The organism is Microbacterium sp. SY138, assembly GCF_039729145.1.
GTDB classification, from domain to species: domain Bacteria; phylum Actinomycetota; class Actinomycetes; order Actinomycetales; family Microbacteriaceae; genus Microbacterium; species Microbacterium maritypicum_A.
Genome location: NZ_CP155793.1, coordinates 964,200 through 990,518, shown reverse-complemented (window position 1 = coordinate 990,518; position 26,319 = coordinate 964,200). Strand labels below are relative to the sequence as shown.

The window sequence follows — 26,319 nt, the reverse complement described above, 5'->3', positions numbered from 1 at the left end:
CCCGCGTGCGCTGCCGGCCATTCGTCATCCGGCTTCACACCGGGACACGCAGCGTCACGACGCCGAGGTGTTCTCCGCTCGGGTCAGCGTCGCAGCTGCTCGATGCGCTCGGACTCGCCCCACGCGCGGTCCGCCGTGAGAACGGGCATGTCGAGACGTCGCGCGAGTGCGAGGCACAACCGATCTCCCAGTGAGAGTCCGCTCCCGCGCTCCCATGACTCCGCGGCGGCTTCGGCGTCGCGCTGAGACACGGGTTCCACACGCACTCGATAGCTGAGCAGCAAACCGGAAGCGACCCCCCAATCGGCACCGGATGCGCGCACCTTCTGCGCGACCTCCGACCAGTTCGCCGCTCCGATCACCGACTCATCGAGGACTTCCTCGACCCGATCGGCGCCCGGCTCTCCCTGCAGGAATGCGAGGAGCGCTGACGCATCGACCACCATCACGCAGCCGCGTCCTCGGAGTTCGCTGATCTGCGTCGCTCTGCAAGAAGGGACTCGAGAGCGTCCTTCCCTTCCAGCTGTGACCTCACCAGCGCCTTGGCTTGCTCCCGGGTGACGAGAATCACGCCTCCCGCCGTCTCGATCATGAGCAGGGGAACCCCCTGCTCCCAGTGCTGACGGGCACGGAGCTCGGCAGGGACCACCAGGCGCCCACGGTCGCCCATCGGTGCAACGAATGTGGTACCCATGCCCCGAGAGTACCACCCTCCAGCTCGATGAGGGACTCAGTCGGGCCGGCTCAGGCTCATCAGCACTTCGGTGCGAGGCGCTGCCGGCAGGAAGAAACGGAACTCCGTCCCGACACCCTCCTGACTCGTCACGTCCATCGTCCCCCCATGCGCCAGCACGATGGCCCGGGTGATCGTGAGGCCGAGCCCCACCCCCGGCACCGCGTTGCGCGTCGCGGTCGATGCACGGAAGAAGCGGGTGAAGAGCATCCCCTGCTCGTCCTCCGGAATGCCCACTCCGGTGTCCGCGATCGAGAACTCCACGCCTCCGTCGAGCGTCCGCACCCGAGCGGTGACCGTACCGCCTCGCGGCGTGAACTTGATGGCGTTCGAGAGCAGATTGTCGATGGCCTGCCCGATGCGACCAGCGTCGACGAAGACGGGGATCGCATCCGTCCCGACTTCGGCCACGAGATCGATGCCCTCGCGCTGCGCATGCGGCCCGGCCGACGTCACGGCCGATCGCACCAACTCGGCGACGTCGGTCTCCTCGCGCTCGAGCGGGAACCGCCCCGACTCGACCTGCGCCGTGAAGAGCAGGTCGCCCACGAGGGTGAGCAGACGCTGCGCGTTGCGCTCGATGATGCCGACGAACTCCTGCTGGTCATCGGTGAGCGGCTGCCCCGGATCGTTCTGGAGCAGATCGAGGAAGCCGATGATCGCGCTGAGAGGCGTGCGGAGCTCGTGCGAGATCATCCCCACGAACTCATCCTTCATGCGGGCGACCTCGACGGCCCTGGTCTCGTCGGTCAGCACGAAGAGGTAGCCCTGCTGTGCGCCGGCGCCGTCCTTGTGCGGGCTGACCGTCACGCGCGCCGGAACCGTGGTGCCCCCTGCCGTGACCACCTCGATGTCGCTGTCCACCGTCGACCCGGCATCGGCCTGCGCGAACAGCGCTTCGATCCCGGCGGCGAGCTCGGCATCCCGCGGAGGATTCCCCCGCACGACCTGCGCGTCCTGCGCGTTCTCCGCGGCGAGCATCGAGAGCACGGCGGTGGAGAAGAAGCGATCGATGCGCACGTCGCGGAGCGCCTCGTCGACCGGCAGCCCGAGAAGCCGCACCGCGCCGGGGTTCCACGCCGTCACGATGCCGCGCCGATCCGTGGCGATCACCGCCTGTGCCGTGATGGACGACCAGAGGCTCTCGAACGAGTCGAGCAGCTCACGGTACTGACGCTCCTTGTCGCGCAGCTGCACGATCATCGCGACGTTCTCCGACAGCGCCCTTGTGCGTTCGGCGACGAGCTCCTCCGCCTGCTCCACGCGCATGCGCTGCTGTCTCGAGAGCTGGTTGATGACCGCCGCCACCGCCGAGAACACGAGCGGTCCGACCACACCGCGCAGCCATTCGACCGAGGTCTCGGGCGGGTCGGTGAAGTACGGCATGAGCAGGGCGATCGAGGTCAGCCCGCCGACCACGAACACCCAGCGGATTCCGGGCGCCGCGGCCAGCCAGACCACGGGGAGGAGCACGAGCGAGGAGAAGAGCGAGGTGGCGCCACCGGTGCCGGTGCGGAAGAGGCCGAGCCCGGCGATGTCGACGATGGGGATGAGGAGGACGGCCCATCCGTCGATCGTGCCGCGCGCGGTGAGCACGGCGGCGAACGCGGTCGCCGCGAGGACCACCGCGATTCCCGCCACGGCCGGTGCGACGTGCGTGATCGGCAGGTCGGGGACCCACCAGGTCAAGATCGCCGCGATGACGGTCGCGATGACCGTCGGTGCCTGCTTGAGCAGCGGGCTCGGGTTGTCGAAGACCTGATACCAGCGGTTCTCCGCCCGGTCGAGCGGAGTCGCCCTCATCGCCGCACCGTCCCCACGATGGCGTGCAGGTCGGAGCCGGTGATCGGCTTCGGCAGGGCGGCATCGGCCGGCGGATAGTCGGCGGCGTCGAGCACGGAGCTGATCACGAGGAAGCACTCGGGGAACCGCTCCTGGACCAGCCGCGCGCACTCCTGACCCGAGATGCCGGGAAGGATGAGGTCGAGCACCGCCAGCACGGGATCGATCTCGGGGAACGCCGCGATCGCCGACTCCGCGTCGCGGGCGATGAACACGTCGAAGCCCTCACGATCGAGGTATCGACGCAGCAGGGCGGCCTGGTCGGGAGCGTCCTCGACGACGAGGGCCAGCGGCCTCCCGGTCATCGAAGGAACAGCTCTCGCACGACGACGATGATGACGACGACGACCAGGGCGAGCAGGGCTTGAGGGATCAGTCGCCGCTCGCGTCGGGCGTCCGCGGCGATCTCCTCGACTTCGGCATCGTGCGACGGGGTTGCGGTCATGAGTCGACACGTCCGATCTTCTCGGTCTTGATCCAGGAGGCGTCGGCTCGACGCCATTCTTTGATGTAGGAGTCCACGGTGATCGCACACAGCAGCGACCCGTATCCGCAGATGTACAGCAGCAGACCGGCGAAGAACCGTCCACCGGGAAGAGGCTCCACCGCGCGCGCCAGCCAGATGCCGAGCATCGAGATCGGGCCCCACAGGTAGAAGATCACGGCCCAGACGAAGCGGGATTGATCCGTCAGCCCCAGCCCGACGGCGGTCAGGAGCGATTCGAATGCCCAGGGGAAGAGGGCGATCGCCATCAGGATCAGGGCACCGAGCCCCGGGAACATGATCGCCTCGCGCCAGGAATGTCTGCCGGTCCGCGGGTCGAGCTGCACGGAGTAGAGCATCGAGAAGAGGTAGATGCAGGCCGCGGAGATCCACATGAAGCGGAAGACGAACTCGGCGATGTCGCTGTGCAGGACGAGCAGTGCGAGCATCCCCGCAGCCGCGAGCAGCATGAAGGCGGGCAGCAGCAGGATCGTGAACCAGGCCAGCCCGAAACTGAAGCTGCCCAGGTTGTGTTCGCGGCTCGGGCGGAACCAGAGCTTGCGGTAGATCGAGGTCAGCTGCACGTTGCCCCGCGCCCAGCGCAACCGCTGCTTCCACAGGCTGTCGATCGTGCGCGGCTCCTCGGCCAGCACGACCGCGTGCGGCTCGAAGACCATCCGACGTCCCTTGAGCTGACCCTCGAAGGTCGTCATGGTGTCTTCGGCGAGCGTGCCCGTCGGGATGCGTCCCCCGATGGCCTCGAGGTTCGCCCGCGAATGCAGCTGCGCGCCACCGGCGAGGCAGGCGATCGCACCGCCCACGTTCTGCACCCGGCGGGCGGAGAGCTGGCCGATCACGTACTCGATCGCGATGAACCGGGTGAGGTAGTTGCGGTCGCGGCTGCCCTCAGCGATGTACGCCGTCACCGCGCCGACCTTCTCGTCGGCGAGGTGCCTGGTGAGCTTGCGCAGCGAGTCGCGCGCGAAGATCACGTCCGCATCCATGATGAGCACCGCTTCGGTCCACGAGTCGGCGAGGACCACATCGAGACCGTGGTTGAGCGTGTGCGCCTTGCCCTCGCCACCCTTCTCGCGCCGCAGGTGCACGACGCGACCCGGATGGGCCTGCGCCTTCGCGCCGACGATCGCCGGGGTGTCGTCCGTGGACGCATCGTCGACGACGAAGACCCGGAGGCGTTCGGCGGGATACTCCAGCTGCAGCAGTCGTTCGATGGCCGGACCGATCACCGCGCCTTCGTTCCAGGCCGGGATGATGACGGCGACGTGCGGGTGGTACGGCGCCGCCTTGCCGTAGTGATTGCGGAACGCGTGCAGCGGCAGCACGAGGAACTGCAGCCCGGTATTGATCACGGGCAGCGTTCCCACCAGCACGCAGAGCAGGAGGACGATGACCAGCACGGCCTCCAGCACCGAGAGATCCGTCATCACGACACCTCCATCGCGTCGAGCAACGCGATCACCCGGGAGTATCGGCCGACCTCCGAGGCGTCATGACTGTCGGTGGAGGCGACGATCTCGCCGCCGACGCGCCGCAGGGCGGTCAGTGCCGGGACGCCGGGGCACCCCCACTTCTCGTTGACCTCGACGAGGGTGTCGGTCTCGGCGGCGGCCCGGGCCCAGGCTTCCGTCCGCTCCGGGCCGAGATCGTCTTCAGACAGGCCGATCTTCGGCAGGATCGAGAAGCAGTGCGCGAGCTGGTTCCCCGGGTACCGGCGCATCGTGGCGACGAGCGCCTCGACGAGCTGATCGAGCACATCGTCGGTCGCCCAGCCGGCGGCGATCCGCTCCCGGACCGCCGAGGGCCCGAGAGGACCGGCCGCACCGGGGAACTGATGATCGGCGATGAGGATGCGGTCGATCCCGTCCGGGAGCGTCGGGATGTCCAGCGTTCCCGCGGCGTCGAGGATCTTCGCCTCCACTCCCGTGAGCACCGCGAGACCATCCGGCACCCGGAGGGCCCGCACCGCAGCGAGGTACTCCGGCACCCAGGTGGTGCCCTGTCGCACGTGATCGACCAGACGCAGAGTGGTGAGTCCCGCGGCCGCTGCCGCCTCGACGTTCTGGGCGAGCGTCGATACGGCATCGTCCGAGAACGTCGAGTGGACGTGGTGATCGCCGCGAAGCAGAGCGTGGCTCACAGCTCCTCCTGGTGCCCTGCATGGGCGGAGACCAGCACGTCTTCGATCTCGACGATCACGTCCTCCAGGAAGCGCACGGAAGCGACCTCACGGAACGGTACCTGCACCGGCAGCTCGCGCCCCAGGAACAGGTCGGCCACGAGCGACGGGATGTCGACGCCCGCGGCTATCGTCAGCGGCAGTGCCCCGGGAAAGCGCGGATTGACCTCGAGCAGCACGGCACGACCGGTGCGATCGCGCCGCAGCTGCACGTTCGCGACGCCGACCAGTCCGATCGCACGCGCGATCGATGCCGCCGTCTCCTCGAGCTCCGGGTCGCGGACGGTGCGCCCGGCGATCGCCACGCCGGAATCGACCCGGGCGCGGGTGCGGGGCACGGCCGCGACGACGTTGCCGGCGGCATCCGCGATGACGTCGACCGAGTACTCCTCCCCCGGGAGGAAGTCCTGCACGATGAGTCCCTCGTCCGTCGGCAGCGCCTCGAGAGCCGCGCGATCGGGGACGAGCCGCACGCCACGGCTCCCCGCGCCTTGACGCGGTTTGGCGAAGACCGGGAACTCCCAGTCGACGGCCTCGGCGTCACGTCCGGCGAGAACCGTGCGCGGGGTGTGTCCGGTCGGCGCGCAGCGCTCGGCGAGCGCGAGTTTGTCGAGCGCGGTGTTCAGGGTGTCCGCCGACGGAGCGGCCAGGACAGCGGGGGCCAGCTCCTCCCGGCGCTCGGCGAGCGCGATGAGCTCGACGTCGACGGTCGAGATCACCAGGTCGAGGCCGTCTTCCGCGACCAGGCGGGCGATCGCCGGCACGAAGTCGGCGTCCCTTCCCGGCGGCACCAGACGCCGCTGCACCGGTGGAACCAGGTAGATGCCGCTCGCCCAGCCGTCCATGTCGGCGGCGAACACGGTCAGATCGGATCGGCGCAGCAGCGACCGGATCACCGCCACTCCTGCCGGTCCCCCGGCACCGGTCACCAGCACCCGCTTGGTCATCAGCTCTCCCGTCGCGTGAGTTCGTGGGCGCCGATGAACTCGGCGGTCTCGCGGACCACTTCGAGAGGTTCGACCGCGGTGCCTCCGCCGAACCTCGACCAGTACCGGGCCGTTGCGGTGACGAACTCGGGCGCCAGGTAGTCGCGGCTCGCGGTCTGCGATCCGAAGCGCTCCAGCAGCCGCAGCTTCTCGTCGAGGTAGTGGTCGATGCGCACGAACCTCGTGGGACGGAAGTCGATCGTGGAGGACGGGCTCTGGTAGCAGGCAACGGTGCCCACGCGCCGCGTCGCGACGATGGTGGCCTCGCTCACGGCGCGGTGATCCTGATGGCGGTCGTGACTCGAATGCGTGTAGACGATCGTCGGCTGGATCTCCTGCACGACCTCTTCGATGATCCGCACCGTGGAGCCGCCTCCGGAGATCTCCGTGTCGACGAGGTCCTTCAGGAACAGACGGGCGCCCAACATGTCGGCCGCGGCCAGGGATTCGTTCTGACGGCTGTCGGCGTCGCCCCCTCTGGCCCCGCGGGAGAGCGTGAGGATGGTGATCTCATCGTGAGCCGCGGCGTGGGCCGCGAGCAGCCCGCCGACGCCGATCTCGACGTCGTCGGGGTGCGCACCGATCGCGAGCACCCGCTCGGGCTTGCGCGCCTCTTCACGGCGTCGCCGCCCCTCTTCGACGAGACGGGTGACCGCCTCCACGAGCTTGCCGTTGTCGAGCGGCTTGGTGAGGAACTCATCCGCCTGCGCCCGCAGAGCAGAGACGGCGTACTCCACCGAGACGTGGGCGGTCATCACCACGACCGGAACCGAGGGAACCGTCTTCCGCAACTCGGCGAGCAGTTCGAGCCCGTTGAGTCCCGGCATCTCGATGTCGGTGACGACGACGTCCGGACGCACTTCGGCGACGCGCTCCACAGCCGAACGGCCGTCTTCGGCGACGTCGACGATGCAGCCGGCTCGCCGCTCGAGCACGGTCTTCACGAGCAGGGCGACGTCCGGATCGTCATCGACGACGAGAACGCGAGGGGATTCCTCCATGTACAGCTCTCCTTGGGGAGGTTCCCTGACCGATGGGGGTCGGTCACGCGATCTCGATGCCCTTCAACACCGGGTCCGCAGGGAAAGTCGAGCGGGGTATGTCGATTCTGGCATACGGCACCGTCCTGGCGACGGCGCCTCTCCTACGCTCCGGCGCGGGCCGCGCGCTTCTCCTCCTGGAAGACCCGGATCGCCTCGTACCGCTCAGCGGATCGGGCCCGCCTCTTCGCCGCTTCGTCTTCGCGATTCTTCGGCGGCGCCGTGGTGACGAGCTCGCTCAGGAGCCGGCTGACGACCACGGCGATCTCACCGACGGCGCTGTCGAACGCCGGCTGGTTGGCTCTCGACGGGGTCGTGGTCCCGGCGATCTTGCGCACGAACTGCAGGGCGGCGTCGTGGCATTCCTCATCGGTCGCTGCGGGTTCGAGGTTGTTCAACGGGACGATGTTCCGACACATACCGGAACGCTACGCCGCCCCGCACGCAGACGGAAGAGGCCGACCGGAGGTCCACGGCGCGGAGGGGATGGTGCGGTCGTGGGGTGGTCGCTACGCTCGGGGGCAACCGGGACCGCCCGTGCGTTCCCTCCCGCCTCGTCGACAGGAAAGCACATGACCAACCCCCCGTTCCCCGAACCGCCAGCGCCCGACTCCTCGAACCCGGTGCCGCCGCCGGCAGCCGCCCCCACTCCGCCTCCGCCCGCCTCGGCACCGACCTGGGATACCGCTCCGGGCGCGGCACCCGCCTCCGGATACCCGGCTCCCGCAGCACCCGCGTATCCGCAGCCGGAACCGACCCCTCCTGGACGCGTGCTGTCCATCGTCGGCCTCGTCCTCGCGTTCGTGGCTGCACCGATCGGCCTCATCCTGAGCATCGTCGCCGTCGTGAAGCTCGGCAAGGCGGGGCAGCCGAAGGGACTCGCGATCGCCGGCATCATCATCGGCGCGATCCTGACCATCGCCGGCATCATCGGGATCATCCTGTTCGCGACGGTCATCGCCGGCCTCATCGGCATGTGTGCCGAGCTGGGCACCGGCGTATGGGAGGTCGACGGCGTCACCTACCGGTGCGGCTGAGCCACCCCCGACGAGAAGACGAGAGGGACCGGATGCGACACGCATCCGGTCCCTCTCGTCGTCTGTGGCGGCTACTTCTTGTAGTTCGGCGCCTCGACCACGATCTGCACGTCGTGCGGGTGCGACTCCTTGAGCCCCGCCGAGGTGATGCGCACGAACTTGCCACGCGTCTTGAGCTCTTCGATGGTGCGCGCGCCGACGTAGAACATCGACTGACGCAGTCCGCCGACCAGCTGATAGGCCACGGCGGAGAGCGGACCGCGGTACGGCACCTGCCCCTCGATGCCCTCGGGGATCAGCTTGTCGTCGCTGGGGACGTCGGCCTGGAAGTAGCGGTCCTTGGAGTACGAGGTCTGCTTGCCACGGGTCTGCATGGCGCCCAGCGAGCCCATGCCGCGGTACTGCTTGAACTGCTTGCCGGACTGGAAGACGATCTCGCCCGGGGACTCGTCGGTTCCGGCCAGGAGCGAGCCGAGCATCACGGCGTCGGCACCGGCGACCAGGGCCTTGGCGATGTCACCCGAGTACTGCAGTCCGCCGTCGGCGATCACCGGAACCCCCGCGGGACGCGCGGCGAGCGACGCCTCGTAGACCGCGGTGACCTGCGGGACGCCCACACCGGCGACGACGCGCGTGGTGCAGATGGACCCGGGACCGACACCGACCTTGACGGCGTCGACGCCCGCGTCGACCAGCGCTTGGGCGCCCTCGCGGGTCGCGACGTTGCCGCCGATGATGTCGATGTGCTCGAACGAGGTGTCGGCCTTGAGACGGCGGACGAGGTCGATGACGCCCTGCGACTGCCCGTTGGCGGTGTCGACAACGAGCACGTCGACACCGGCGTCGCGCAGCGCCTCCGCACGCTCCCAGGCATCGCCGAAGAAGCCGATGGCGGCACCGACGCGCAGGCGGCCCTGGTCGTCCTTGGTGGCGAGCGGGTACTTCTCGCTCTTGTCGAAGTCCTTGATGGTGATGAGGCCGGCGAGCTTGCCGTCGCCGTCGATGAGCGGCAGCTTCTCGACACGGTGCTTGGCGAACAGCGCGATGACCTCGCCCGCGGCGACGCCGACGGGAGCGGTCACGAGGTTCTCCCGCGTCATGACGTCCTTGACGAAGGTGGTCTGACGCTCGAAGCCCGAGACGAACCGCATGTCGCGGTTCGTGATGATGCCGACCAGCTTTCCTTCGTCGTCGACCACCGGAAGACCGGAGATGCGGTACTTCGCGCAGAGGTTGTCGACTTCTTCGACGGTCGCATCCTGCGTCGTCGTGATGGGGTCGGTGATCATGCCCGACTCGCTGCGCTTGACGCGGTCGACGTGCGCGGCCTGGTCGGCGATGGAGAGGTTACGGTGCAGGATGCCGATGCCGCCCTCACGGGCCATGGCGATCGCCATGCGGGATTCGGTGACCGTGTCCATCGCGCTCGACAGCAGCGGGGTAGCGACCGAGATGCGGCGCGTGATCCGCGACGAGGTGTCGGCCTCGCTGGGGATCACGTCGGTGTGCCCGGGGAGCAGCAGCACGTCATCGTACGTCAGTCCGACGAAGCCGAAGGGATCGTGCTGTTCCATGGATTCTCCTTCTGCGCGAGTCGCGCATGTCCGAGTGCGAGGGGGTGGTCGACGTCGGCCGGTGCGGGGCCGCGGCCCGTATGAAGATTCTAAGCGAGACACGCCCGAGAACATTCCCAGAGCCCCGTCGTTACCGGACTGTTGGCAGGGACCGTAGGCGAATCGCCGATCGCGCATTACGCTCAAGTGCGTCGTCCATCCCCGCGGTCGACCCGACACCGCGGAGACACAGCACTCAAAGTGGAGGTTGCGTGGGACCCACAACAATCGCCGTGCAGCGAAAGCGCCCCTGGGTGGTCGCGCTGCTCGCTATCCTCATGGCGCTCACCGCGTTCGTGTTCCTACCCCCCTCATCGGCTTCGGCCGAGACGACGGACGACGGGCAGGAGGTCACGGAGTTCTACTTCGCCGGTGTCGTCACCTTCGACGATCAACCTGTCGAAGGCGTCGTCATGTCCATCGAGGGCAAGGGCTTCAAGGGTGAGACCGAGACCGACGCCGAAGGCAAATGGCGTCTCTACGTGCCCGAGAAGGAGAAGTACACCCTGACGGTCGACGAGTCGACCCTGCCCAAGGGTGTGATCGTCGACGCGACCCAGTTGCCGGAGGGAACGCAGCCGATCGCGGGGACGACAGCCTCCTTCGAGGTCGAGTTCGGTCTCACCGGGACCAAGATCATGAATCTGTTCCTCGGCGAGGGCCAGCGGGTCACGGTCTCCTTCATCGACCAGCTGCTCTCACGACTGGTCGGCGGCCTGAACTTCGGCCTCCTGCTCGCACTCGCCTCGATGGGTGCCGCGCTCATCTACGGCACCACCCGGTTGTCGAACTTCGCGCACGCGGAGATGGTGACGTGGGGCGGTCTCGTCGCCCTGGTCACGACCACGTTCTGGCATCTCCCGCTCTGGCTCGGCATCGCCGCGGCCGTCATCGGCGGCGGCCTGTTCGGCTGGGCGCTGGATGCGGGGATCTGGCGTCCGCTGCGGCGACGTGGGCTCGGTGTCGTCCAGCTCATGATCGTCAGCATCGGACTCTCCCTGGCCCTCCGCTACGCATTCCAGTTCATCATCGGCGGAGGCACGTACCAGCTCCCCGGTGCCAGCCCCACGCCGATCCAGTTCGGTCCGATCTCGCTGTCGTACATCGACATGATCGCGATGGGCGTGAGCATCGTCGTGATCCTGGCGGTGGCGTTCTTCCTGACACGCACGCGGATCGGCAAGGCGACGCGAGCGATCTCCGACAACCCCCAGCTCGCCGCCGCCTCCGGCATCGACGTCGACAGGGTCATCCGCTACGTCTGGATCCTCTCCGGAACACTGGCCGCGATCTCCGGCATCCTCTGGGCCTACTTCCGCCCGGGTGTGAAGTGGGACATGGGCATGCAGATGCTGCTGCTGATCTTCGCCGCCATCACGCTGGGCGGTCTCGGCACGGCGTTCGGCGCCCTCGTCGGCTCCCTCATCGTCGGCATCGCGGTCGAGGTCTCGACCCTCTGGATCCCGTCGGACCTGAAGTATGCGAGCGCTCTCGTGGTGCTCATCGTCATCCTCCTCGTGAGACCGCAGGGTCTGCTCGGACGCAGGGAAAGGCTGGGCTGATCACCATGGACTTCGGAAGCATCTTCTCGAACACGGCCGTCTACCTGTTCAGCCCGGTCACGATCGCCTACGCCCTCGCGGCGACCGGCCTCGCCGTGCACTTCGGATACGCGGGTCTGCTCAACTTCGGCATGGCCGCCTTCATGGCCATCGGCGGCTACGGCTACGCCATCTCGGTGCTGAGCTTCGGCCTGCCCTGGTGGATCGGCATGCTCATCGGTCTGCTCGGCGGCGCGTTCTTCGCCGTCCTCCTGGGCATCCCGACGCTGCGCCTGCGTGCCGACTATCTCGCGATCGCGACGATCGCGGCCGGTGAGATCGTCCGCCTCCTGTTCACGACGCAGCTGTTCGACGAATGGACCAACAGCGCCGACGGCCTCGCGCAGTACAACGGCGGATTCCGCGATGCGAACCCCATCCCCACGGGCACCTACGGGTTCGGCCCCTGGATGTACAGCGCGAACGATCTCTGGAACCGCGTCTTCGGCGTGATCGTCCTGGCGGTCGCCATCCTCCTGGTGTGGGCGCTGATGCGCAGCCCGTGGGGTCGTGTGCTCAAGGGCATCCGCGAGGACGAGGACGCGGTGCGCTCGCTCGGCAAGAACGTCTTCGCCTACAAGATGCAGGCGCTCGTGGTGGGTGGTGTGATCGGCGCCGCGGGCGGGATCATCTTCGTACTCCCCTCCGCGGTCGTCCCCGGCAGCTACTCGACGTCGCTGACGTTCTTCCTGTGGACCATCCTCCTTCTCGGCGGCGCGGCCACGGTGTTCGGCCCCACGCTGGGAGCGGTGCTGTTCTGGGTGGTGTTCGCCTTCATGGCCAACCTGCTCCCCTCGATGGCGAAAGCAGGGCTGCTGCCGATGTCCGACAGCCAGGCATCGACGCTGGTGTTCGTCTTCGTCGGCATCGCGCTCATGCTGCTCGTGATCTTCCGCCCCCAGGGCATCCTCGGCGACAAGAGGGAGATGACCTTTGTCAAATGAACTGACCCCCGAACAGGTCCCCGGCCCCGGCGATGACGCCGCGACGGCTGCGCCGTCCACGGGGAGCATCCGCCGCCCGAAGACGACCGGCCTGACCAAGGGAGAGGTCAAGCCCGGCGTCGCCAAGGTGGATCCGATCCTCGTCGTCGACGCGGTCCAGCGTCGTTTCGGTGGCCTGACCGCCGTCGACGTCGATCACCTCGAAGTGCCCCGTGGCGCGATCACCGCTCTGATCGGCCCGAACGGCGCGGGCAAGACGACGCTCTTCAACCTGCTCTGCGGATTCGACAAGCCCAACAGCGGCACCTGGTCGTTCGACGGCACCAGCCTCTCCGGAGTGCCGTCGTTCAAGGTGGCCAGGATGGGGCAGGTGCGCACGTTCCAGCTGACCAAGTCGCTCTCGCTGCTGACCGTCCTCGAGAACATGAAGCTCGGTGCTCCGCATCAGCGCGGCGAGGGCTTCTGGTCGAGCCTGTTCCCCTTCCTCTGGCGCGCACAGGACACCGAGATCGAAGGCAAGGCACGGGAACTGCTGACACGCTTCAAGCTCGACGCCAAGGAGAAGGACTTCGCCGCGTCGCTCTCGGGCGGTCAGCGCAAGCTCCTCGAGATGGCCAGAGCGCTGATGAGCGATCCGACGCTGGTGATGCTCGACGAGCCGATGGCCGGCGTCAATCCCGCCCTCACACAATCGCTTCTCGACCACATCCTCGACTTGAAGGAGCAGGGGATGACCGTGCTCTTCGTCGAGCACGACATGCACATGGTCCGCCACATCGCGGACTGGGTGATCGTGATGGCCGAGGGCCGCGTCGTCGCGGAAGGGCCTCCCGACGAGGTCATGGAGAACCCGGCGGTCGTCGATGCCTACCTCGGTGCGCATCAGGACCTCGACCTGGGAGCGGTCACCGGGCGCATCCCCGTGCTCGAGGACGCCGCGGCGGTCAGACTCCGCGAGAAGATCGAAGCAGAAGCGGAGGCCGAGCTCGAAGCGAGCGATCCGGTCTCCGGGACCGAGGGGAAGGGCAGCGCATGAGCGCGGAGACGCCGACCAACGCACCGCAGGCCGTGCCGCAGGACGACGTCGTCGTCGAGCTGACCGATGTCCATGCCGGATACCTCCCCGGAGTGAACATCCTCAACGGTGCGAACCTCATCGCCCGCCAGGGGGAACTGATCGGGATCATCGGCCCGAACGGCGCCGGCAAGTCGACCCTGCTGAAGGCCATCTTCGGTCTGGTGAACGTACGCAGCGGCGACATCACGGTGAAGGGCGAGAGCATCGTGGGCCTGAAGGCCGACAAGCTCGTCCGGCGCGGGGTCGCCTTCGTTCCGCAGACGAACAACGTCTTCCCCTCTCTCTCGATCGAGGAGAACCTGCAGATGGGGCTCTACCAGAACCCCAAGATCTACACGGAGCGGCTCGAATTCGTGACCGGCATCTTCGCCGAGTTGGGAAAGCGGCTGAAGCAGCGCGCAGGCTCCCTCTCCGGCGGCGAGCGGCAGATGGTCGCGATGTCGCGCGCGCTGATGATGGACCCGTCGGTTCTGCTGCTCGACGAGCCGTCGGCAGGTCTCTCCCCCGTGCGTCAGGATGACGCGTTCATCCGGGTGTCCGACATCAACAAGGCCGGCGTCACGACGATCATGGTGGAGCAGAACGCCCGACGCTGCCTGCAGATCTGCGACCGCGGGTATGTGCTCGACCAGGGCAAGGATGCCCACGAGGGCACCGGGCGGGATCTGCTGAACGACCCGAAGGTGATCGGTCTCTACCTCGGAACGCTCGGCACCGACGCGGCCTGAACCGCCGACACCGACGCGGCGACACCACGACAGGACATCACACGACAAAGGCCCCGGATCGGATCCGGGGCCTTCGTCATGTGATCGTCTGATCAGTTGGTGCGGGTGATCATGTTGTCGGCACCGTACTTGTAGATGCCGATCGATGCGCCCTGCGGGTCGCCGGCCTCATCGAAGGTGATGTCGCCGGAGTAGCCGTCGTAGTCGGCCGTGCCGCCGTCGTTGATGATCTTGGCGCACTCGGCGAAACTGGTGCACTTCTTGCCGTCGCCGGAACCGCCCGAGACCTCCTGCATCTTGGCCGCGATGTCCGCGCCCTCGGTGGAGCCCGCCGCCAGCGACGCCAGAGCCACGAGGATGACGGCGTCGTATGCCTCAGCCGCGTAGGTGAAGTCCTTGACCTCGGGGTTGCCCTCGCCGGTCCAGTAGTCCTGCAGACGCGAGGTGAAGTCGTCCGCGAGCGCAGGACCGGCCTTGGTTCCCTGCGCGCCCTCGAGCGAGACCGGGATCTCCGTGCCGTAGTCGGACAGGTTGCCGTCGACCATGTAGAACTTGTCGGCCGAGATGCCGGCGTTCACCAGCAGCGGTGCGATGGTCTTGAACTGGTCGAACGACACGATCGCGACCGCGTCGGGGTTCTGCGCCTTGATCGACTCGACCTGCGCGTCGAACTGCGCGTCGCCCACGTTGAACGAGACCGACTCGACGACCTCGCCGCCGGTGCTCTCGAACGTCTTCGTGATGGCGTCGTTGAGGCCGGTGCCGTACGCGTCGTTCTGGTAGATGATGCCGAGCGTCTTCGCGCCGTCCTCGGCGATCAGGTTGCCGAGCACCTCGCCCTGCAGCAGGTCACTGGGGGCGGTGCGGAAGTACAGGCCGTTGTCATCCCACGTGGTGAAGTCGGGCGACGTGTTCGACGCCGAGATCTGCAGGATGCCTGCGCTCACGTTGCCGTCGAGGATGAGCTTGGAGACGCCCGACGCCGCGGCGCCGACGATGGCGGAGACGCCCGCGCCCTGCAGCTTGGTGATCGACGTCTCGTAGGCCTTGGTGTCGGTGTCGCCCTCGTCTTCGGCCGTCAGGTCGATCGTGACGCCGGCGGCGGCGTCGTTGACCTCCTGGACGGCGAGCCCGACACCGGACTCCATGGGCGGGCCGAGGAACGCCAGCGAACCCGTCTGCGGAAGCAGCGAACCGAGCTTGAGCGTCAGATCGGCGGCGGGCTTGTCGCTGCCGCCGCTCTCCGAGCTCGGAGTGCTGCTGCAGCCGGCGATGACGATGGCGGATGCACTGATCAGTGCGATCCCGGCGAAGACCTTCGCTGTGCGCGAGCCCTTCAATGCGTTCATGATGCTCCCTTGCGTAACTGAACGTGGATTGTGGCCACAATCGGGTGCTCTAACACTAGGGCGTGAGCTCGGCGCACAGGGGTCGCAAGTATCTCGGTGCGTTAACGATCCGACACCCGGTCCCTCTGCGGATGAGTCCGGGGATCAGGCGGGTTCAGCCCGCGGAATCCTGCGTCCCCGACGCGCCGCGAGCAGCAGGTCGACGATGAAGACGCCGATCGCGATCCACACGATGATGAAGCCCGCCCAGCGTTCGGCAGGCATCGGCTCATGCAGCACCAGGACACCGATGAGGAACTGCATCACGGGGGTGATGAACTGGATCATGCCGATCACGGTGAGGTTGATGCGTCGGGTCCCCGCGGCGAAGAGCAGCAGCGGGACGGCCGTGGCGACACCGGCGAAGGCCAGCAGCAGCGCATGCGCCCAACCGTTCGTCCCCATCGTGATCCCCGTGGTCTGTGCGACGACGATCAGCTGCACCACCGCGATGGGGATCAGCCAGAACGACTCCAGTGTCAGACCGCTGACCGCATCGACGGCAGGGCCGATCTTCTTCTTGATGAGTCCGTAGACCCCGAAGGACGCGGTGAGTGACAGCGCGATCCACGGGAACTCCCCGTAGGCGACGACGATCACGATGACGGCGATCGCGGCGATGCCGATCGCCGCCCACTGCAATCGGCGGATGCGCTCCTTCAGCACGAAGACGCCGAGCAGGACGGTCGTGATCGGGTTGATGAAGTAGCCCAGACTCGTCTCGACGACGTTGCCGCTGAGGGTTCCGATCAGGAACACCTGCCAGTTGACGTAGATCAGCAGCCCCGCGAGCGCCGTCCAGCCCAGCAGCCGGGGTTGCCGGATGATGACGCCGAACGCCGCCCAGCCGCGCATGACCGTGAGCAGCAGGAGGCAGAAGACGAACGACAGCAGGACGCGCCAGGCGACGACCTCCCACGGCCCCGTCGGCACCAGGAGGAGGAAGTAGAGGGGAAGCACACCCCAGAGGAGGTAGGCCCCACCGGCATAGGCGACGCCGGCGGTCTGCGCGGCGCGGGTGGTCTGTGGTGGCACCGCACAACCCTATGCCCGCGGCGGCGTCGCGAACGGCGCCGCCGGCCCGTCGATCGCAGTTCGGCAGGAATCGGACGCTCGCTGGCGGATGCAGAAGGGGCCCGGATGCGATACGCATCCGGGCCCCTTCGATGGCCTTGCCCGCCCCTCAGGAGAGACGGGAATCAGGTTCCGCAGATCAGCGGACGACGACCGCCAGGACGTCGCGAGCCGACAGGACGAGGAACTCGTCTGCGCCGAACTTCACCTCGGTGCCGCCGTACTTGCTGTAGAGCACGCGGTCGCCGACAGCGACGTCGAGCGGAACACGGTTGCCGTTGTCGTCGATGCGGCCGGGGCCGACCGCCACGACCTCGCCCTCCTGGGGCTTCTCCTTGGCGGTGTCGGGGATGACCAGGCCACTCGCGGTGGTCTGCTCGGCCTCGACCTGCTTGATGACGATGCGGTCCTCGAGCGGCTTGATGGAAACCGACACGGTCTACCTCTTCTTTCTTGACGCTGACACGAAAGACTTGTTCGCACTCTCAACCCGAGAGTGCTAATCCAGTCTAGGCGCTCGGCTGGCACTCACGCAATGCGAGTGCCAGTGCGCGCCGCAGTTCGACGACTCGCACGGGCAATTAGGCTGAGCGGGTGGAGATGTCCGAGCTGCGCGCCCTGCTGACCCCCGCCGGTCTCGAACTGCTCGACGCGGTCGGGCCCATCGAATCGACCGCCGATGTCGCCCGCACCGTCTCGCGGCTGCGCGCGGGCGGCCACTCCCCCGAGCTGGTCTCCGCCGTCGTCGGCCAGGCCCGCCTGCGCTCCAGGGCCACCGCGAAGTTCGGGCCCTTCGCCGCACGCATGCTGTTCACCCGCGCGGGGCTGGAGCAGGCGACGAGGCTGGGCGTCGCAGCCCGGCATGCGCAGCGGATCCGTCACGCCGGTTTCACCCGTGTCGCCGACCTCGGCTGCGGAATCGGCGGTGACGCCCTGGCCTTCGCCGGCGCCGGACTCGATGTGCGCGCCGTCGATGCCGACGACGTGACCTCGGCGATCGCCGCCTACAACCTGGCCCCGTTCGGCGACAGCGCGGTCGTCGACCATCGCACGGCCGAAGACGCCTTCTCGTCGCTGGACCCGGGAAGCGCGGTCTGGATGGACCCGGCCAGACGCACTTCGGGTCACAGCGAGACCCGACGCGTCTCGGCCGACGACTACTCCCCCTCGCTGGACTGGGCGTTCGAGGTGGCGGCTCACCATCCGACCGGTATCAAGCTCGGACCGGCACACGACCGCGACGCTCTGCCGGTCGACGCCGAGGCGCAGTGGGTCAGCGCCGACGGCAGCGTGGTCGAACTGGTCGTCTGGAGCGGCGCGCTCGCCCGGGAAGGGGTGCGGCGTGCGGCCCTCGTGATCCGCGACGAGCGCTCGCACGAGCTGACGGCGCCGGCGGACGCCCCCGATGAACCCGTGCGCGAGCTCGGCGCATTCGTGCACGAACCGGACGGCGCCGTGATCCGTGCGCGGCTGATCGGCGAGGTCGCCCGGAGCCTGGAGGCGGGAATGCTCGACGAGCACATCGCCTATCTGACCTCCGACGCGGCGTTGACGAGTCCTTTCGTGCAGTCCTTCCGGGTGCGCGAGACCCTCCCGGCCCACCCCAAGGCGATCAACGCCGCCCTGCAGGCGCAGGGCATCGGGCGCCTGGAGATCAAGAAGCGCGGAGTCGACGTGGATCCCGCCGCTTTCCGCAAGAAGCTCACGCTGCGTGGGGATCAGGAGGCGACACTCATCCTGGCCCGCATCGGCGATCAGCGCCGCGCGATCCTCGCCGACCGGGTGCCCGCAGCGAACTGACCCCCGCTCAACGCTCCGCGTCGCGACCCGGCGGCTCGACCACGATGGGGTCACCGGGAGGCGCGTCGACCCGGACGGTATCCCCCGGCTCCGCGCCGGTCACCGGCGCGTCGGTGATGGTCAGATAGGGCGTCTGCCACCTCGTGAACCGCGCCTCGAGCACCGACGAGCCGACGACCCCGCCGGAAGCCCCGTCGACGTCATCGATCCGCGCTTCGATCCCGGATTCCGCTGCCGCGTCGAGAGATGCGCACGCCGTCAGATCGACGGCGTCGACGACGAGGCACTTCTCGATCTCGCCCTCGTCCGAGAGACGGTCCCCGACCCACACCGGGGCCGTGCGGAAGTAGCCCACGATCTCGATCGTGAACGCGAACCCCTCATCCACCAGTTCCTCTGCCCGCGTGCGCTCGTCGCCCGCGAACTGCGAGGGCGCCGTGGAGGGCATCGACCAGTGCTGGAGCACGACCATCGGCTCCCCCGTCGTCGATACGAGCATCGTGGCGTTCACACCCCCCACGCCACGCGGGTCGCCGTCCGGGTCGTCGTCCGGCGCGGCGAGCGGCACGGGAAACGACACGCTCAGGCCGCGTCCGGTGTCGGCGACCGGCAGACAGTTCGACTGCGACTGTTCGCCCGCATCGAGGATCACGCACACGATGCTGCCGTCGTCCTTGGTCGCGTACCACGCCAGGGCCTCCTCGTCCCGAGCGACAGCACGGAGCGAGCCGGGGTCGAAGTCGGCCGCGGCGAGCACCTCTCGGCGTTCCTGCTGCGCTGCCGTGAGCGGGATGCTCCCGTCTCGTGGCGCGAACACGACCCCACCGATGGCGGTACCGAGCGCCAGAAGCAGGACGGCGAGCGCCGACACGCCCCACCGATAGCGCCGAAGGGCACGGCGAACCGCGCCCCATGACCGTGGCGCATCCACCGGCTCAGACTCAGGCGCAGGCTCAAGCTCAGGCACCGGCACCGGCACCGGCACCGGCACCGGCACCGGCTCAGGCTCAGGCTCAGGCTCAGGCTCAGGCTCAGGCTCAGGCGCATCCACCGGCTCAGACTCAGACAGAGGACGCTCCGGGCCGATGCTCACCGCGAGTGGCTCCGCAGGAGTCGGCGTGCTCGTCGACATCGCGGATCGTCGAGCGTCCTCGAGCTCGCGCAACCGCCGGATCTCGTCATCCGTCACCACACCGTCGCGGGCGTAGGCCCTGCGCCGGAGCGCGCGGAGCTCGTCGGCGTCAGCCTCCCCCTGCACTGCCGGCACCCCCCTCACGCCTGATCGTCAGAGAGGAGTTCCCGTTGCTCGCGGTCGGAAGCTCGAGGCGCACGAGCTCGCCGCTCGCATCGTCGAGCACGTTCAGCACCAGCGTGGCACCCTGCTCCTGCATCGTGAGTGCATCCGCGCAGACGCGCGGGAAGCGGTCGTCCGAGCCGTCGTAGATCAGGCAGGTCTGGAAGCCCTCGAGCTCCATCCCCGTCCACACCGGCACCTCTCCGTCGTAGCCGATGACCCAGAGCGAGTTGATCTCGAACCCCTGCCCGGCGATCCGCTTCGCCTTCTCCGCCTCCTCGGCGTTCTCGTAGATGACGCCGTTGGTGGTGCCGGGACCGTACTCCGACGTGTGGACGGCGACGGCGGGCTCCCCGGAGGGGGCGAACATCAGCTGCACATTGAGCTCGCGTCTGATCTCGTCCTTCGACTCCAGCGTGACCGCGCCGAAGAGCCCCGTCCTCTCGACCGTCTCGGTGCGCTCGCAGGTGGGCAGGGCCGACGGGGATGTCGCCACGAGCAGGCACGTGCTCTCTCCGTCGTCCTTGGTCGCCGCCCAGATGACCGCGCCCTGTTCCACCGCGAGGGCGCGCAGGGATCCCTGATCGTAGCGCCCACCCGCGATCAGGGCGCTCTGCCATTCCTGCTGCTGCGCGGTCAGGGCGACCGAAGCGGTGCCGGATCTGCCGAAGAGCATCCAGCCGCATCCCACACCGACGACCAGCAGCACCGCGACGGCGATCGCGGCCGCCCGCCAGTGCACGCGCAGCAGTGGGAGGACGCGCGGGGCGATGTCGTGCGAGGCTGCGTCGGCCGACGCCCCCTCCGCAACAGACGTCTCCGCATCCGACACCTCGGCGGCATGCGTGCCCTGGCGCTCGGTTCCGGCGTCCGGGAGATCGACCGGGGATCGTCCAGCCGCCTCCGACGCGGAGGAAGTCACGGCATCGACGGGTGACGCCTCGCCGCGCGGCGCGATCGGACGCGCGACCCGGCGCTCCTCCAGCTCGCGCAGTCTGACCGCGTCGGCGCCCGTGAGCGAGGAGTCCCGGGCATAGGCCCGCGCCTGCAGGGAGCGCAGTTCCTCGAGCTCCGCCGCGTCCAGCACCGGTCAGCCGAGTCTCTCGAACTGCATGCCGGCCCAGACCAGCCAGCCCAAGCTGTAGACCGTGGCGCAGAGACCGAGCACGAGCGCCCACCGCGCGATCGCCCGGCTCTCGACAGGGCGACGCAGCGACATGATCGCCGCGATCACCGAGACCACCGCGACGGGGATGCCCCAGCCGACGAAGAACGATGCCCCGAGAGCCACGATCGCGGCCAACAGCGCCCACGGAGCGAGACGGGTGTCGTCGATCGGCACGGATCCCGTCGACGGCTCCCACTCCGTGTCATCGGGCGCATCGATGTCCGGCCCGGTCGCGACGACCGGTTCGATGCCGACCGGCCCGGTCGGCATCTTGGTGTAGCCGTCACGGCGGGCGCCGGGCAGACGGGCGCTGCCGGCCGGATGCTCGACCTCGCCGCTGGGACGTTCGATGCGCGCCGCCGGCGTCGTCGAGGGTGTCGCCTCGGGAGAGCCGGACACGTCGCTCATGCCGACACCGCCTCCGCGATCTGGATCTCGGTCACGGGAAGCGTCGAGTCCGCACCGAAGTCCAGGGTGGACGGACGGCGGCCGGACGAGATCAGCTCGGCGGCGAGCGCCGCGATCATCGCGCCATTGTCGGTGCACAGGGACAGTGGCGGAATGCGCACCGTGACCCCCGCGGCTCCGGCCCGTTCCAGAGCGACCTCGCGCAGACGCCGGTTGGCGATCACGCCGCCTCCGAGCAGCAGCCGCGGCACACCGAGGTCGGCGCAGGCGGCCAGCGCCTTCGTGACCAGAACGTCCACCACTGCTTCCCGGAAGCTCGCAGCGACATCGGCGACCGGGACCTCGACCCCCTCGGCTTCACAGCGCTCGACCCAGCGGGCCACCGCCGTCTTCAGCCCCGAGAACGAGAAGTCGTAGCGGTGCTTCGCCAGGTCGGAGGCACGGGACAGCCCGCGGGGGAACCGGATCGCGTTCGGGTCGCCGTCGGCCGCTGCCCGGTCGATCTCCGGTCCGCCGGGATACGGCAGCGACAGCAGACGGGCGACCTTGTCGAACGCCTCTCCCGCCGCGTCGTCCATCGTCTCCCCCAGCAGCTCGACGTCGGTGGTGAGGTCGCGCACATGCAGCAGCGAGGTGTGTCCACCGGACACGAGCAGCGCGACGGTCGGATACTCGAGCGGAGCGGAATCGGCGGTGAGGATGTCGGCGGCGATGTGCCCGACCAGATGGTTCACCGCGTACAGAGGCTTGTCGAGCGAGACCGCCAGGCCCTTCGCCGCGCCGACGCCGACCATCAGTGCGCCGGCGAGCCCAGGGCCGCTCGTGACGGCGACCGCGTCGAGGTCGTCCAGGCGCACATCGGCCTCGGCGAGTGCCGCATCGATCGCCGGCTGCAGCGCCTCGAGGTGCGCTCGCGCGGCGACCTCGGGCACGACGCCGCCGTATCGCGCGTGCTCGTCCATGCTCGAGGCGATGGTGTTCGAGAGCAGGGTACGTCCGCGTACGATGCCGATGCCCGTCTCGTCGCAGCTCGTCTCGATGCCGAGGACCAGCGGTTCGCTCATGACTTCGCCTCCTCGGCCGTGGTGCCCGGCACCGGGTGACCTGGCAGTTCTCGACGCATCACGATCGCATCGACGTCGTCGGGCTGATAGTAATGCGGGCGGCGGGCGATCTCTTCGAAACCCTCGGCCAGGTAGAGCCCCTCGGCAGAGGGGTTGTCGGCCCTCACCTCGAGGAAGATCTCGCGCGCACCACGCTCCGAGGCCGCCGCGAGCAGCGCACGCAGCAGCGTCCTGCCCCGCCCCTGGCCGCGGTACTCGGCGAGCAACGCGATGGTCTGGACGTCGGCGTCGGCGCTTCCCTGCAGGGCGCGCACCCCGCCGTACCCGACCACCGCCCCCTCATGCTCGTCGACCAGGTACCGTCCGTGCGGGCTCGCCAGCTCGGCGGCCATGGTCTCCGAGCTCCAGGCGTCGGACGGGAACGACCGGTTCTCGATCGCCATGATCGCGTCGAGGTCTTCGACAGTGGCGTTGCGAAGCGTCATGTGCCCACCTTCTTCGGGGCGCCGGGGAGCGTGACGTCGGGGTGACGCATGTAGAGAGGCTCGTCGCCGGCGAGGGTGCGACCGGCCGCGAGCGCGCGTGCGCCGACCCGCGCCAGATCCGTCCCGGAGAGCGTCGCCACATCGATACGTCGGATGCCGTCGAGGTGCGCGTCGGCCTCTGTGGCCCGCACGAGCACGGTGTCGGAGACGATCACCGGGATGCCGTCGTCGTCGAGGCCGTGGAACACGGTGATGGCGACCTCGCGGCGGCGGGCGTCCGTCACGATCGCGAACGGTACGGTCGCGGCGTCGGCCTCGAGAGCAGTGAGTGCTGCCGCGAGATGGCTGGGGACGGGGATCACCGGCAGTCCGCGCCCGAGGGCGAAGGTGCGCGCTGCGGCGATGCCGATGCGCAGCCCGGTGAAGGGACCGGGTCCCATGCCCGCGACCACGTGGGTGATCTGGGCATCGCCCGCCTCGTGGAGAGCACGGACGAGGAGGTCGCCGATGACCTCGGCATGGCCGAGCGGGTCGACGGCACCGGCTTCGGCGCGTCGCGTCCCGTCGGCATCGATGAGGGCAACAGCCGTGCCCAAGGAAGTATCGACGGCAAGGATCACGACTCCAGATTAGCCGCCGTCCCCTGAGGAGAGCGGCCGACGGGAGCCCAGGTCCGGGGTCAGCCGAGCGGGGCGCGCAGCGGGTAGTCCTGATCCTCGAGGATCACCTGCGATGCGGCTCCCGTCGTCCGGTTGACGATCACCGGGGCGAGGAGATTCACGCTCACCCCCTCAGCGGACGGATGGGCGACCACGAGGATCAGCGCGTCTTCCGGCGATCCCAGCGCAAGCCCCTCCGCCTGCTCGTCGGTCAGGATCGGCGCGTACTCGCTCAGGACGCTCCGGGGATCGACGAGGTAGAGGCGCAAGGCGGAGTCGTCGACGGCGCGCATCGAGAAGAGCCCGTCGGATCCGTCGACGGGTGCGAGCGCGAAGTCGACGTGGGGGGCGAGTCCCGGCGGCGGGGCGAGGAAGGTCAGTGCGGCGGTCATCGGAGGAAGTCCATGAGCGAGGGCTGGAGGACGCGCGCATTCACGGCGAGCGCCGAGCGGTACACGAGCTCCTGTGCCTGCAGGCGCACGAGCACCTCGATCGAATCGACGTCCTCCACCGCCGTCCTGCGGGACTCGAGGGACACGGAATTCTGCACTGCCGCCTCCTTGGCGCGTTCGATCTGAGCCTGCCTGGTGCCCACGGAGCCCTGCACCGCGAGCATGGCCGTACGGCGACCGTCGATCTCGCCGAGACGGGGACCGACGTTCGTGCCGGATCGGAGGTCGGCGACGATCTTGTCGACGAGCGCGAAGACCGAGTCGTCTCCGGTGCCGTACACGGCGGCGCCGTCGGTGTCGACGCGGACGGATGCCGCGTCCGACACCCGTCGGGTGACCTCGGCTCCGGGCACCCCGCTGTGACTGTAATCGGCAGCGAAGGCCGCGGTGTCGGAGGTACCGGCGAACACGGAGCGTCCGAGCAGCCGGGTGTTGGCCTGGGAGAGGAGCTCTTTGCGGATGCCCTCGAGCTCGACGGCGAGGGCCTCCTTGGCGGTGGCGTCGAGCGCACCGTCGTTCGCTCCCTGGGCGGTGAGGTCGCGGACGCGCCCCAACAGGGCCGTGCTCGCGGTGATGGCCGTGTCGGCGGCGGTGACCCATGCCAGGCCGTCGTCGATGTTGCGGGCGTACTGCTCGGTGCGGCGCTGTTCGGCATGCAGTGCCAGTGCGGCTGCCGCGGCTGCCGGATCGTCGGATGGGGCGGCGAACGCGCGCTGGGACGTCGCCTGCTCCTGCAGACGCGCCAGCTCGGAGAGATTGGACTGCAGTTGACGCATGGCCGTCTGCGTCATCGCGGATGACGTCACTCGAGAGATCACGGTGCTCCTTCGCTCAGCGTCCGACGAGACCCGTGCGGTTGATGAGCACGTCGAGCGCCTCATCCACCGCGGTCATCACGCGGGCTGCGGCCTGGTAGGCGGTCTGGTAGGTGAGCAGGCTGATCGTCTCCTCGTCGCCGTCGACAGCCGCGACCGACTGTTGTGCGCCGACCGCGGCGACCGCAGCGGAATCGGAGAGCTTGGCGCGCTGCACGTCGGCGGCCGTCGCGACGCCGAACCGGGTGACCTGATCGGACCAGATCGCATCGGGAGAGCCGGCGCGCCGGCCGATCTGGGAGATCAGGTCGGCGTTCGTCGCGTCCAACGCCCCCGACCCCGGGGCGGCGAGCGCCAGTTCGGAGGCGGATCCGACCGCGACCTTCAGACCGAGCGCTGCGGATCCGGTGGCGGGGAGGGTGAAGAAGTCGCCGCCGGCCTGGCCCGTGGAGGTGACGCCCGCGCGGTGCTGCGCGTTCATCGCGTCGGCGAGGGCCGTCGCCACCGTGTCGTAGGTCGCCGCGAGTCCGGCGAGCATGCCGCCGTCGGCCGCGGGTGCCAGAACCGAGAGCGAGGCGCCGAGCTCGCCGCCGTCGATCGACACGGGGAGATCGGGCGCGGACGCCCAGGAAAGGCTGAAGCGCTGACCGGAGTCGATCGAGGCCGGGCCCGTCAACACGAGATGGCGGGCGTCGGAACCCGAGACCAGTGCGTTGCCCCCGAGGCGGACCGTCATCGTGCCGTCGGCCTCGATCGTGGCCGCTGCCCCGGACATCCTCGCCACGTTCTGCGCGAGGACGCTGCGCTGATCCATCAGTTCGTTCGCCGAGCGACCGGAGGCGAGCGCGTCGCGGATCTCGTCGTTGAGCACCGCGATCTGGTCGGCGGTCGCATTCACCTGCGAGACCGTGCGGTCGGCGGAGTCGCGGGCGTTGCTCCATTGCGTGGCGACGTTGCGATACCCGCCGGCGATGTGCGAGGCGAGCTCCTTCGCCGATTCGAGGATGCTCGATGCCGCCGCACCCGAATCCGGGGTGTTCGCGAGATCCTGCCAGCCCGACCAGAACTTCGACAGCCGCGCCGCGAGTCCGTTCGCGGTCGGCTCGGCCAGCGATGCCTCGATCGTGGTCGCGGCCACGGCCCGGGTGGACCAGTACCCCGAGGCACCGAGGGCGTCACGCACCCTGGCGTCGAGAAGAGCGTCACCCAGTCGCGCCACCCCGTCGATGGACACGCCGTGCCCCGGGAGGGCACCGACGCTGAAACGGCCGGTCTGCGCGATCGCGGCGACCGCGGAGGTCGTCACGCGCTGGCGCGTGTATCCCTCGGTCTTCTGGTTGGCGATGTTCTGCCCGACCACGTCCATGCCGCGCCGGGCGGCGGCCAATCCGCTGGCCGCCGTGTTCAGTCCACTGAAGGTCGACATGAT

29 protein-coding genes are annotated in these 26,319 nt (G+C 68.8%); 6 read left to right on the top strand and 23 right to left on the bottom strand.

Annotated features, from left to right (window positions below; translation table 11 throughout):
- Positions 1-83 precede the first annotated feature (83 nt).
- From ABDC25_RS04660 to ABDC25_RS04615, 10 genes are all read right to left on the bottom strand, one after another.
- Positions 84-446, bottom strand: coding sequence for a type II toxin-antitoxin system VapC family toxin (locus tag ABDC25_RS04660; protein ID WP_347125931.1), 363 nt, complete (start codon positions 444-446; stop codon positions 84-86).
- Complete coding sequence (locus ABDC25_RS04655) at positions 446-694, bottom strand: AbrB/MazE/SpoVT family DNA-binding domain-containing protein (protein WP_021198899.1); 249 nt, start codon at positions 692-694, stop codon at positions 446-448. Before ABDC25_RS04655 ends, ABDC25_RS04660 begins: the two co-directional genes overlap by 1 nt.
- A 36-nt stretch (positions 695-730) precedes the next feature.
- On the bottom strand, positions 731-2,536 hold the full coding sequence (locus ABDC25_RS04650; protein WP_347125058.1) for an ATP-binding protein: 1,806 nt from the start codon (positions 2,534-2,536) through the stop codon (positions 731-733).
- Positions 2,533-2,880 carry a response regulator gene (locus ABDC25_RS04645; RefSeq protein ID WP_021198901.1) on the bottom strand — a complete coding sequence of 116 codons (348 nt, stop codon included), beginning with the start codon at positions 2,878-2,880 and terminating at the stop codon, positions 2,533-2,535. Before ABDC25_RS04645 ends, ABDC25_RS04650 begins: the two co-directional genes overlap by 4 nt.
- Positions 2,877-3,020 (bottom strand): hypothetical protein, encoded by a 144-nt coding sequence (locus tag ABDC25_RS04640; RefSeq protein ID WP_021198902.1) that lies wholly within the window; start codon positions 3,018-3,020, stop codon positions 2,877-2,879. Before ABDC25_RS04640 ends, ABDC25_RS04645 begins: the two co-directional genes overlap by 4 nt.
- Entirely contained in the window at positions 3,017-4,504 is a 1,488-nt protein-coding gene (locus ABDC25_RS04635; protein WP_347125055.1) for a glycosyltransferase, read from the bottom strand. Before ABDC25_RS04635 ends, ABDC25_RS04640 begins: the two co-directional genes overlap by 4 nt.
- Positions 4,504-5,217 (bottom strand): PHP domain-containing protein, encoded by a 714-nt coding sequence (locus ABDC25_RS04630; RefSeq protein ID WP_021198904.1) that lies wholly within the window; start codon positions 5,215-5,217, stop codon positions 4,504-4,506. The genes ABDC25_RS04635 and ABDC25_RS04630 overlap by 1 nt, the downstream gene beginning before the upstream one ends.
- Complete coding sequence (locus ABDC25_RS04625) at positions 5,214-6,203, bottom strand: ATP-grasp domain-containing protein (RefSeq protein ID WP_347125053.1); 990 nt, start codon at positions 6,201-6,203, stop codon at positions 5,214-5,216. The genes ABDC25_RS04630 and ABDC25_RS04625 overlap by 4 nt, the downstream gene beginning before the upstream one ends.
- Positions 6,203-7,243: a response regulator gene (locus ABDC25_RS04620; RefSeq protein WP_029258603.1), complete on the bottom strand. Its 1,041-nt coding sequence runs from the start codon at positions 7,241-7,243 to the stop codon at positions 6,203-6,205. Before ABDC25_RS04620 ends, ABDC25_RS04625 begins: the two co-directional genes overlap by 1 nt.
- A gap of 143 nt (positions 7,244-7,386) precedes the next feature.
- A complete protein-coding gene (locus tag ABDC25_RS04615) occupies positions 7,387-7,701 on the bottom strand; it encodes a DUF2277 domain-containing protein (RefSeq protein ID WP_029258604.1) in 315 nt (104 codons plus the stop codon).
- 153 nt (positions 7,702-7,854) lie between these two features.
- Here ABDC25_RS04615 and ABDC25_RS04610 point away from each other — a divergent pair, with 153 nt between their 5' ends.
- Positions 7,855-8,319 carry a hypothetical protein gene (locus ABDC25_RS04610; protein WP_081860083.1) on the top strand — a complete coding sequence of 155 codons (465 nt, stop codon included), beginning with the start codon at positions 7,855-7,857 and terminating at the stop codon, positions 8,317-8,319.
- A 71-nt stretch (positions 8,320-8,390) separates the two neighbouring features.
- Here the strand turns inward: ABDC25_RS04610 and guaB are convergent, their stop codons facing one another.
- Entirely contained in the window at positions 8,391-9,893 is a 1,503-nt protein-coding gene (gene guaB, locus ABDC25_RS04605; RefSeq protein WP_021198909.1) for an IMP dehydrogenase, read from the bottom strand.
- A 317-nt stretch (positions 9,894-10,210) separates the two neighbouring features.
- Here guaB and ABDC25_RS04600 point away from each other — a divergent pair, with 317 nt between their 5' ends.
- The 4 genes from ABDC25_RS04600 to ABDC25_RS04585 all read left to right on the top strand — a co-directional run bounded on the left by ABDC25_RS04600 (position 10,211) and on the right by ABDC25_RS04585 (position 14,283).
- Positions 10,211-11,494, top strand: coding sequence for a branched-chain amino acid ABC transporter permease (locus ABDC25_RS04600; RefSeq protein WP_347125929.1), 1,284 nt, complete (start codon positions 10,211-10,213; stop codon positions 11,492-11,494).
- Between the two features lie 5 nt (positions 11,495-11,499).
- The gene (locus tag ABDC25_RS04595) at positions 11,500-12,477 is read left to right on the top strand and encodes a branched-chain amino acid ABC transporter permease (protein ID WP_021198911.1); all 978 of its coding nucleotides are present in this window, start codon (positions 11,500-11,502) and stop codon (positions 12,475-12,477) included.
- A gap of 67 nt (positions 12,478-12,544) precedes the next feature.
- Positions 12,545-13,513: an ABC transporter ATP-binding protein gene (locus ABDC25_RS04590; RefSeq protein WP_136024563.1), complete on the top strand. Its 969-nt coding sequence runs from the start codon at positions 12,545-12,547 to the stop codon at positions 13,511-13,513.
- On the top strand, positions 13,510-14,283 hold the full coding sequence (locus tag ABDC25_RS04585) for an ABC transporter ATP-binding protein (protein ID WP_021198913.1): 774 nt from the start codon (positions 13,510-13,512) through the stop codon (positions 14,281-14,283). Before ABDC25_RS04590 ends, ABDC25_RS04585 begins: the two co-directional genes overlap by 4 nt.
- Positions 14,284-14,375: 92 nt before the next feature.
- Here ABDC25_RS04585 and ABDC25_RS04580 read toward each other — a convergent pair whose 3' ends face one another.
- The 3 genes from ABDC25_RS04580 to groES all read right to left on the bottom strand — a co-directional run bounded on the left by ABDC25_RS04580 (position 14,376) and on the right by groES (position 17,181).
- Positions 14,376-15,632: an ABC transporter substrate-binding protein gene (locus ABDC25_RS04580; RefSeq protein ID WP_021198914.1), complete on the bottom strand. Its 1,257-nt coding sequence runs from the start codon at positions 15,630-15,632 to the stop codon at positions 14,376-14,378.
- Positions 15,633-15,776: 144 nt separating this feature from the next.
- A complete protein-coding gene (gene rarD, locus ABDC25_RS04575) occupies positions 15,777-16,706 on the bottom strand; it encodes an EamA family transporter RarD (protein ID WP_029266996.1) in 930 nt (309 codons plus the stop codon).
- A gap of 178 nt (positions 16,707-16,884) precedes the next feature.
- Positions 16,885-17,181: a co-chaperone GroES gene (gene groES / locus ABDC25_RS04570; RefSeq protein WP_017203655.1), complete on the bottom strand. Its 297-nt coding sequence runs from the start codon at positions 17,179-17,181 to the stop codon at positions 16,885-16,887.
- A 158-nt stretch (positions 17,182-17,339) separates the two neighbouring features.
- On the opposite strand from groES, the gene ABDC25_RS04565 reads away from it, so the two are divergent.
- Positions 17,340-18,545, top strand: a complete 1,206-nt coding sequence (locus tag ABDC25_RS04565) for an SAM-dependent methyltransferase (protein ID WP_167253267.1) — start codon at positions 17,340-17,342, stop codon at positions 18,543-18,545.
- 7 nt (positions 18,546-18,552) lie between these two features.
- On the opposite strand, the gene ABDC25_RS04560 is transcribed toward ABDC25_RS04565, so the two are convergent.
- The 9 genes from ABDC25_RS04560 to flgK form a co-directional block, all read right to left on the bottom strand.
- Positions 18,553-19,416, bottom strand: a complete 864-nt coding sequence (locus tag ABDC25_RS04560; RefSeq protein ID WP_152525863.1) for a hypothetical protein — start codon at positions 19,414-19,416, stop codon at positions 18,553-18,555.
- 370 nt (positions 19,417-19,786) lie between these two features.
- Positions 19,787-20,926, bottom strand: coding sequence for a hypothetical protein (locus ABDC25_RS04555; protein WP_347125047.1), 1,140 nt, complete (start codon positions 20,924-20,926; stop codon positions 19,787-19,789).
- A 3-nt stretch (positions 20,927-20,929) separates the two neighbouring features.
- Complete coding sequence (locus ABDC25_RS04550; protein ID WP_021198919.1) at positions 20,930-21,415, bottom strand: hypothetical protein; 486 nt, start codon at positions 21,413-21,415, stop codon at positions 20,930-20,932.
- Positions 21,412-22,479 carry a tRNA (adenosine(37)-N6)-threonylcarbamoyltransferase complex transferase subunit TsaD gene (gene tsaD / locus ABDC25_RS04545; RefSeq protein WP_021198920.1) on the bottom strand — a complete coding sequence of 356 codons (1,068 nt, stop codon included), beginning with the start codon at positions 22,477-22,479 and terminating at the stop codon, positions 21,412-21,414. The genes ABDC25_RS04550 and tsaD overlap by 4 nt, the downstream gene beginning before the upstream one ends.
- Positions 22,476-22,964, bottom strand: a complete 489-nt coding sequence (gene rimI / locus ABDC25_RS04540) for a ribosomal protein S18-alanine N-acetyltransferase (protein ID WP_347125045.1) — start codon at positions 22,962-22,964, stop codon at positions 22,476-22,478. The genes tsaD and rimI overlap by 4 nt, the downstream gene beginning before the upstream one ends.
- Entirely contained in the window at positions 22,961-23,584 is a 624-nt protein-coding gene (tsaB, locus tag ABDC25_RS04535) for a tRNA (adenosine(37)-N6)-threonylcarbamoyltransferase complex dimerization subunit type 1 TsaB (protein WP_347125043.1), read from the bottom strand. The genes rimI and tsaB overlap by 4 nt, the downstream gene beginning before the upstream one ends.
- 59 nt (positions 23,585-23,643) lie before the next feature.
- Positions 23,644-24,015 carry a flagellar assembly protein FliW gene (locus ABDC25_RS04530; RefSeq protein ID WP_347125041.1) on the bottom strand — a complete coding sequence of 124 codons (372 nt, stop codon included), beginning with the start codon at positions 24,013-24,015 and terminating at the stop codon, positions 23,644-23,646.
- Positions 24,012-24,893, bottom strand: coding sequence for a flagellin (locus ABDC25_RS04525; RefSeq protein WP_029258616.1), 882 nt, complete (start codon positions 24,891-24,893; stop codon positions 24,012-24,014). Before ABDC25_RS04525 ends, ABDC25_RS04530 begins: the two co-directional genes overlap by 4 nt.
- Positions 24,894-24,906: 13 nt before the next feature.
- On the bottom strand, positions 24,907-26,316 hold the full coding sequence (gene flgK, locus ABDC25_RS04520) for a flagellar hook-associated protein FlgK (protein WP_021198925.1): 1,410 nt from the start codon (positions 26,314-26,316) through the stop codon (positions 24,907-24,909).
- Positions 26,317-26,319: the final 3 nt, after the last annotated feature.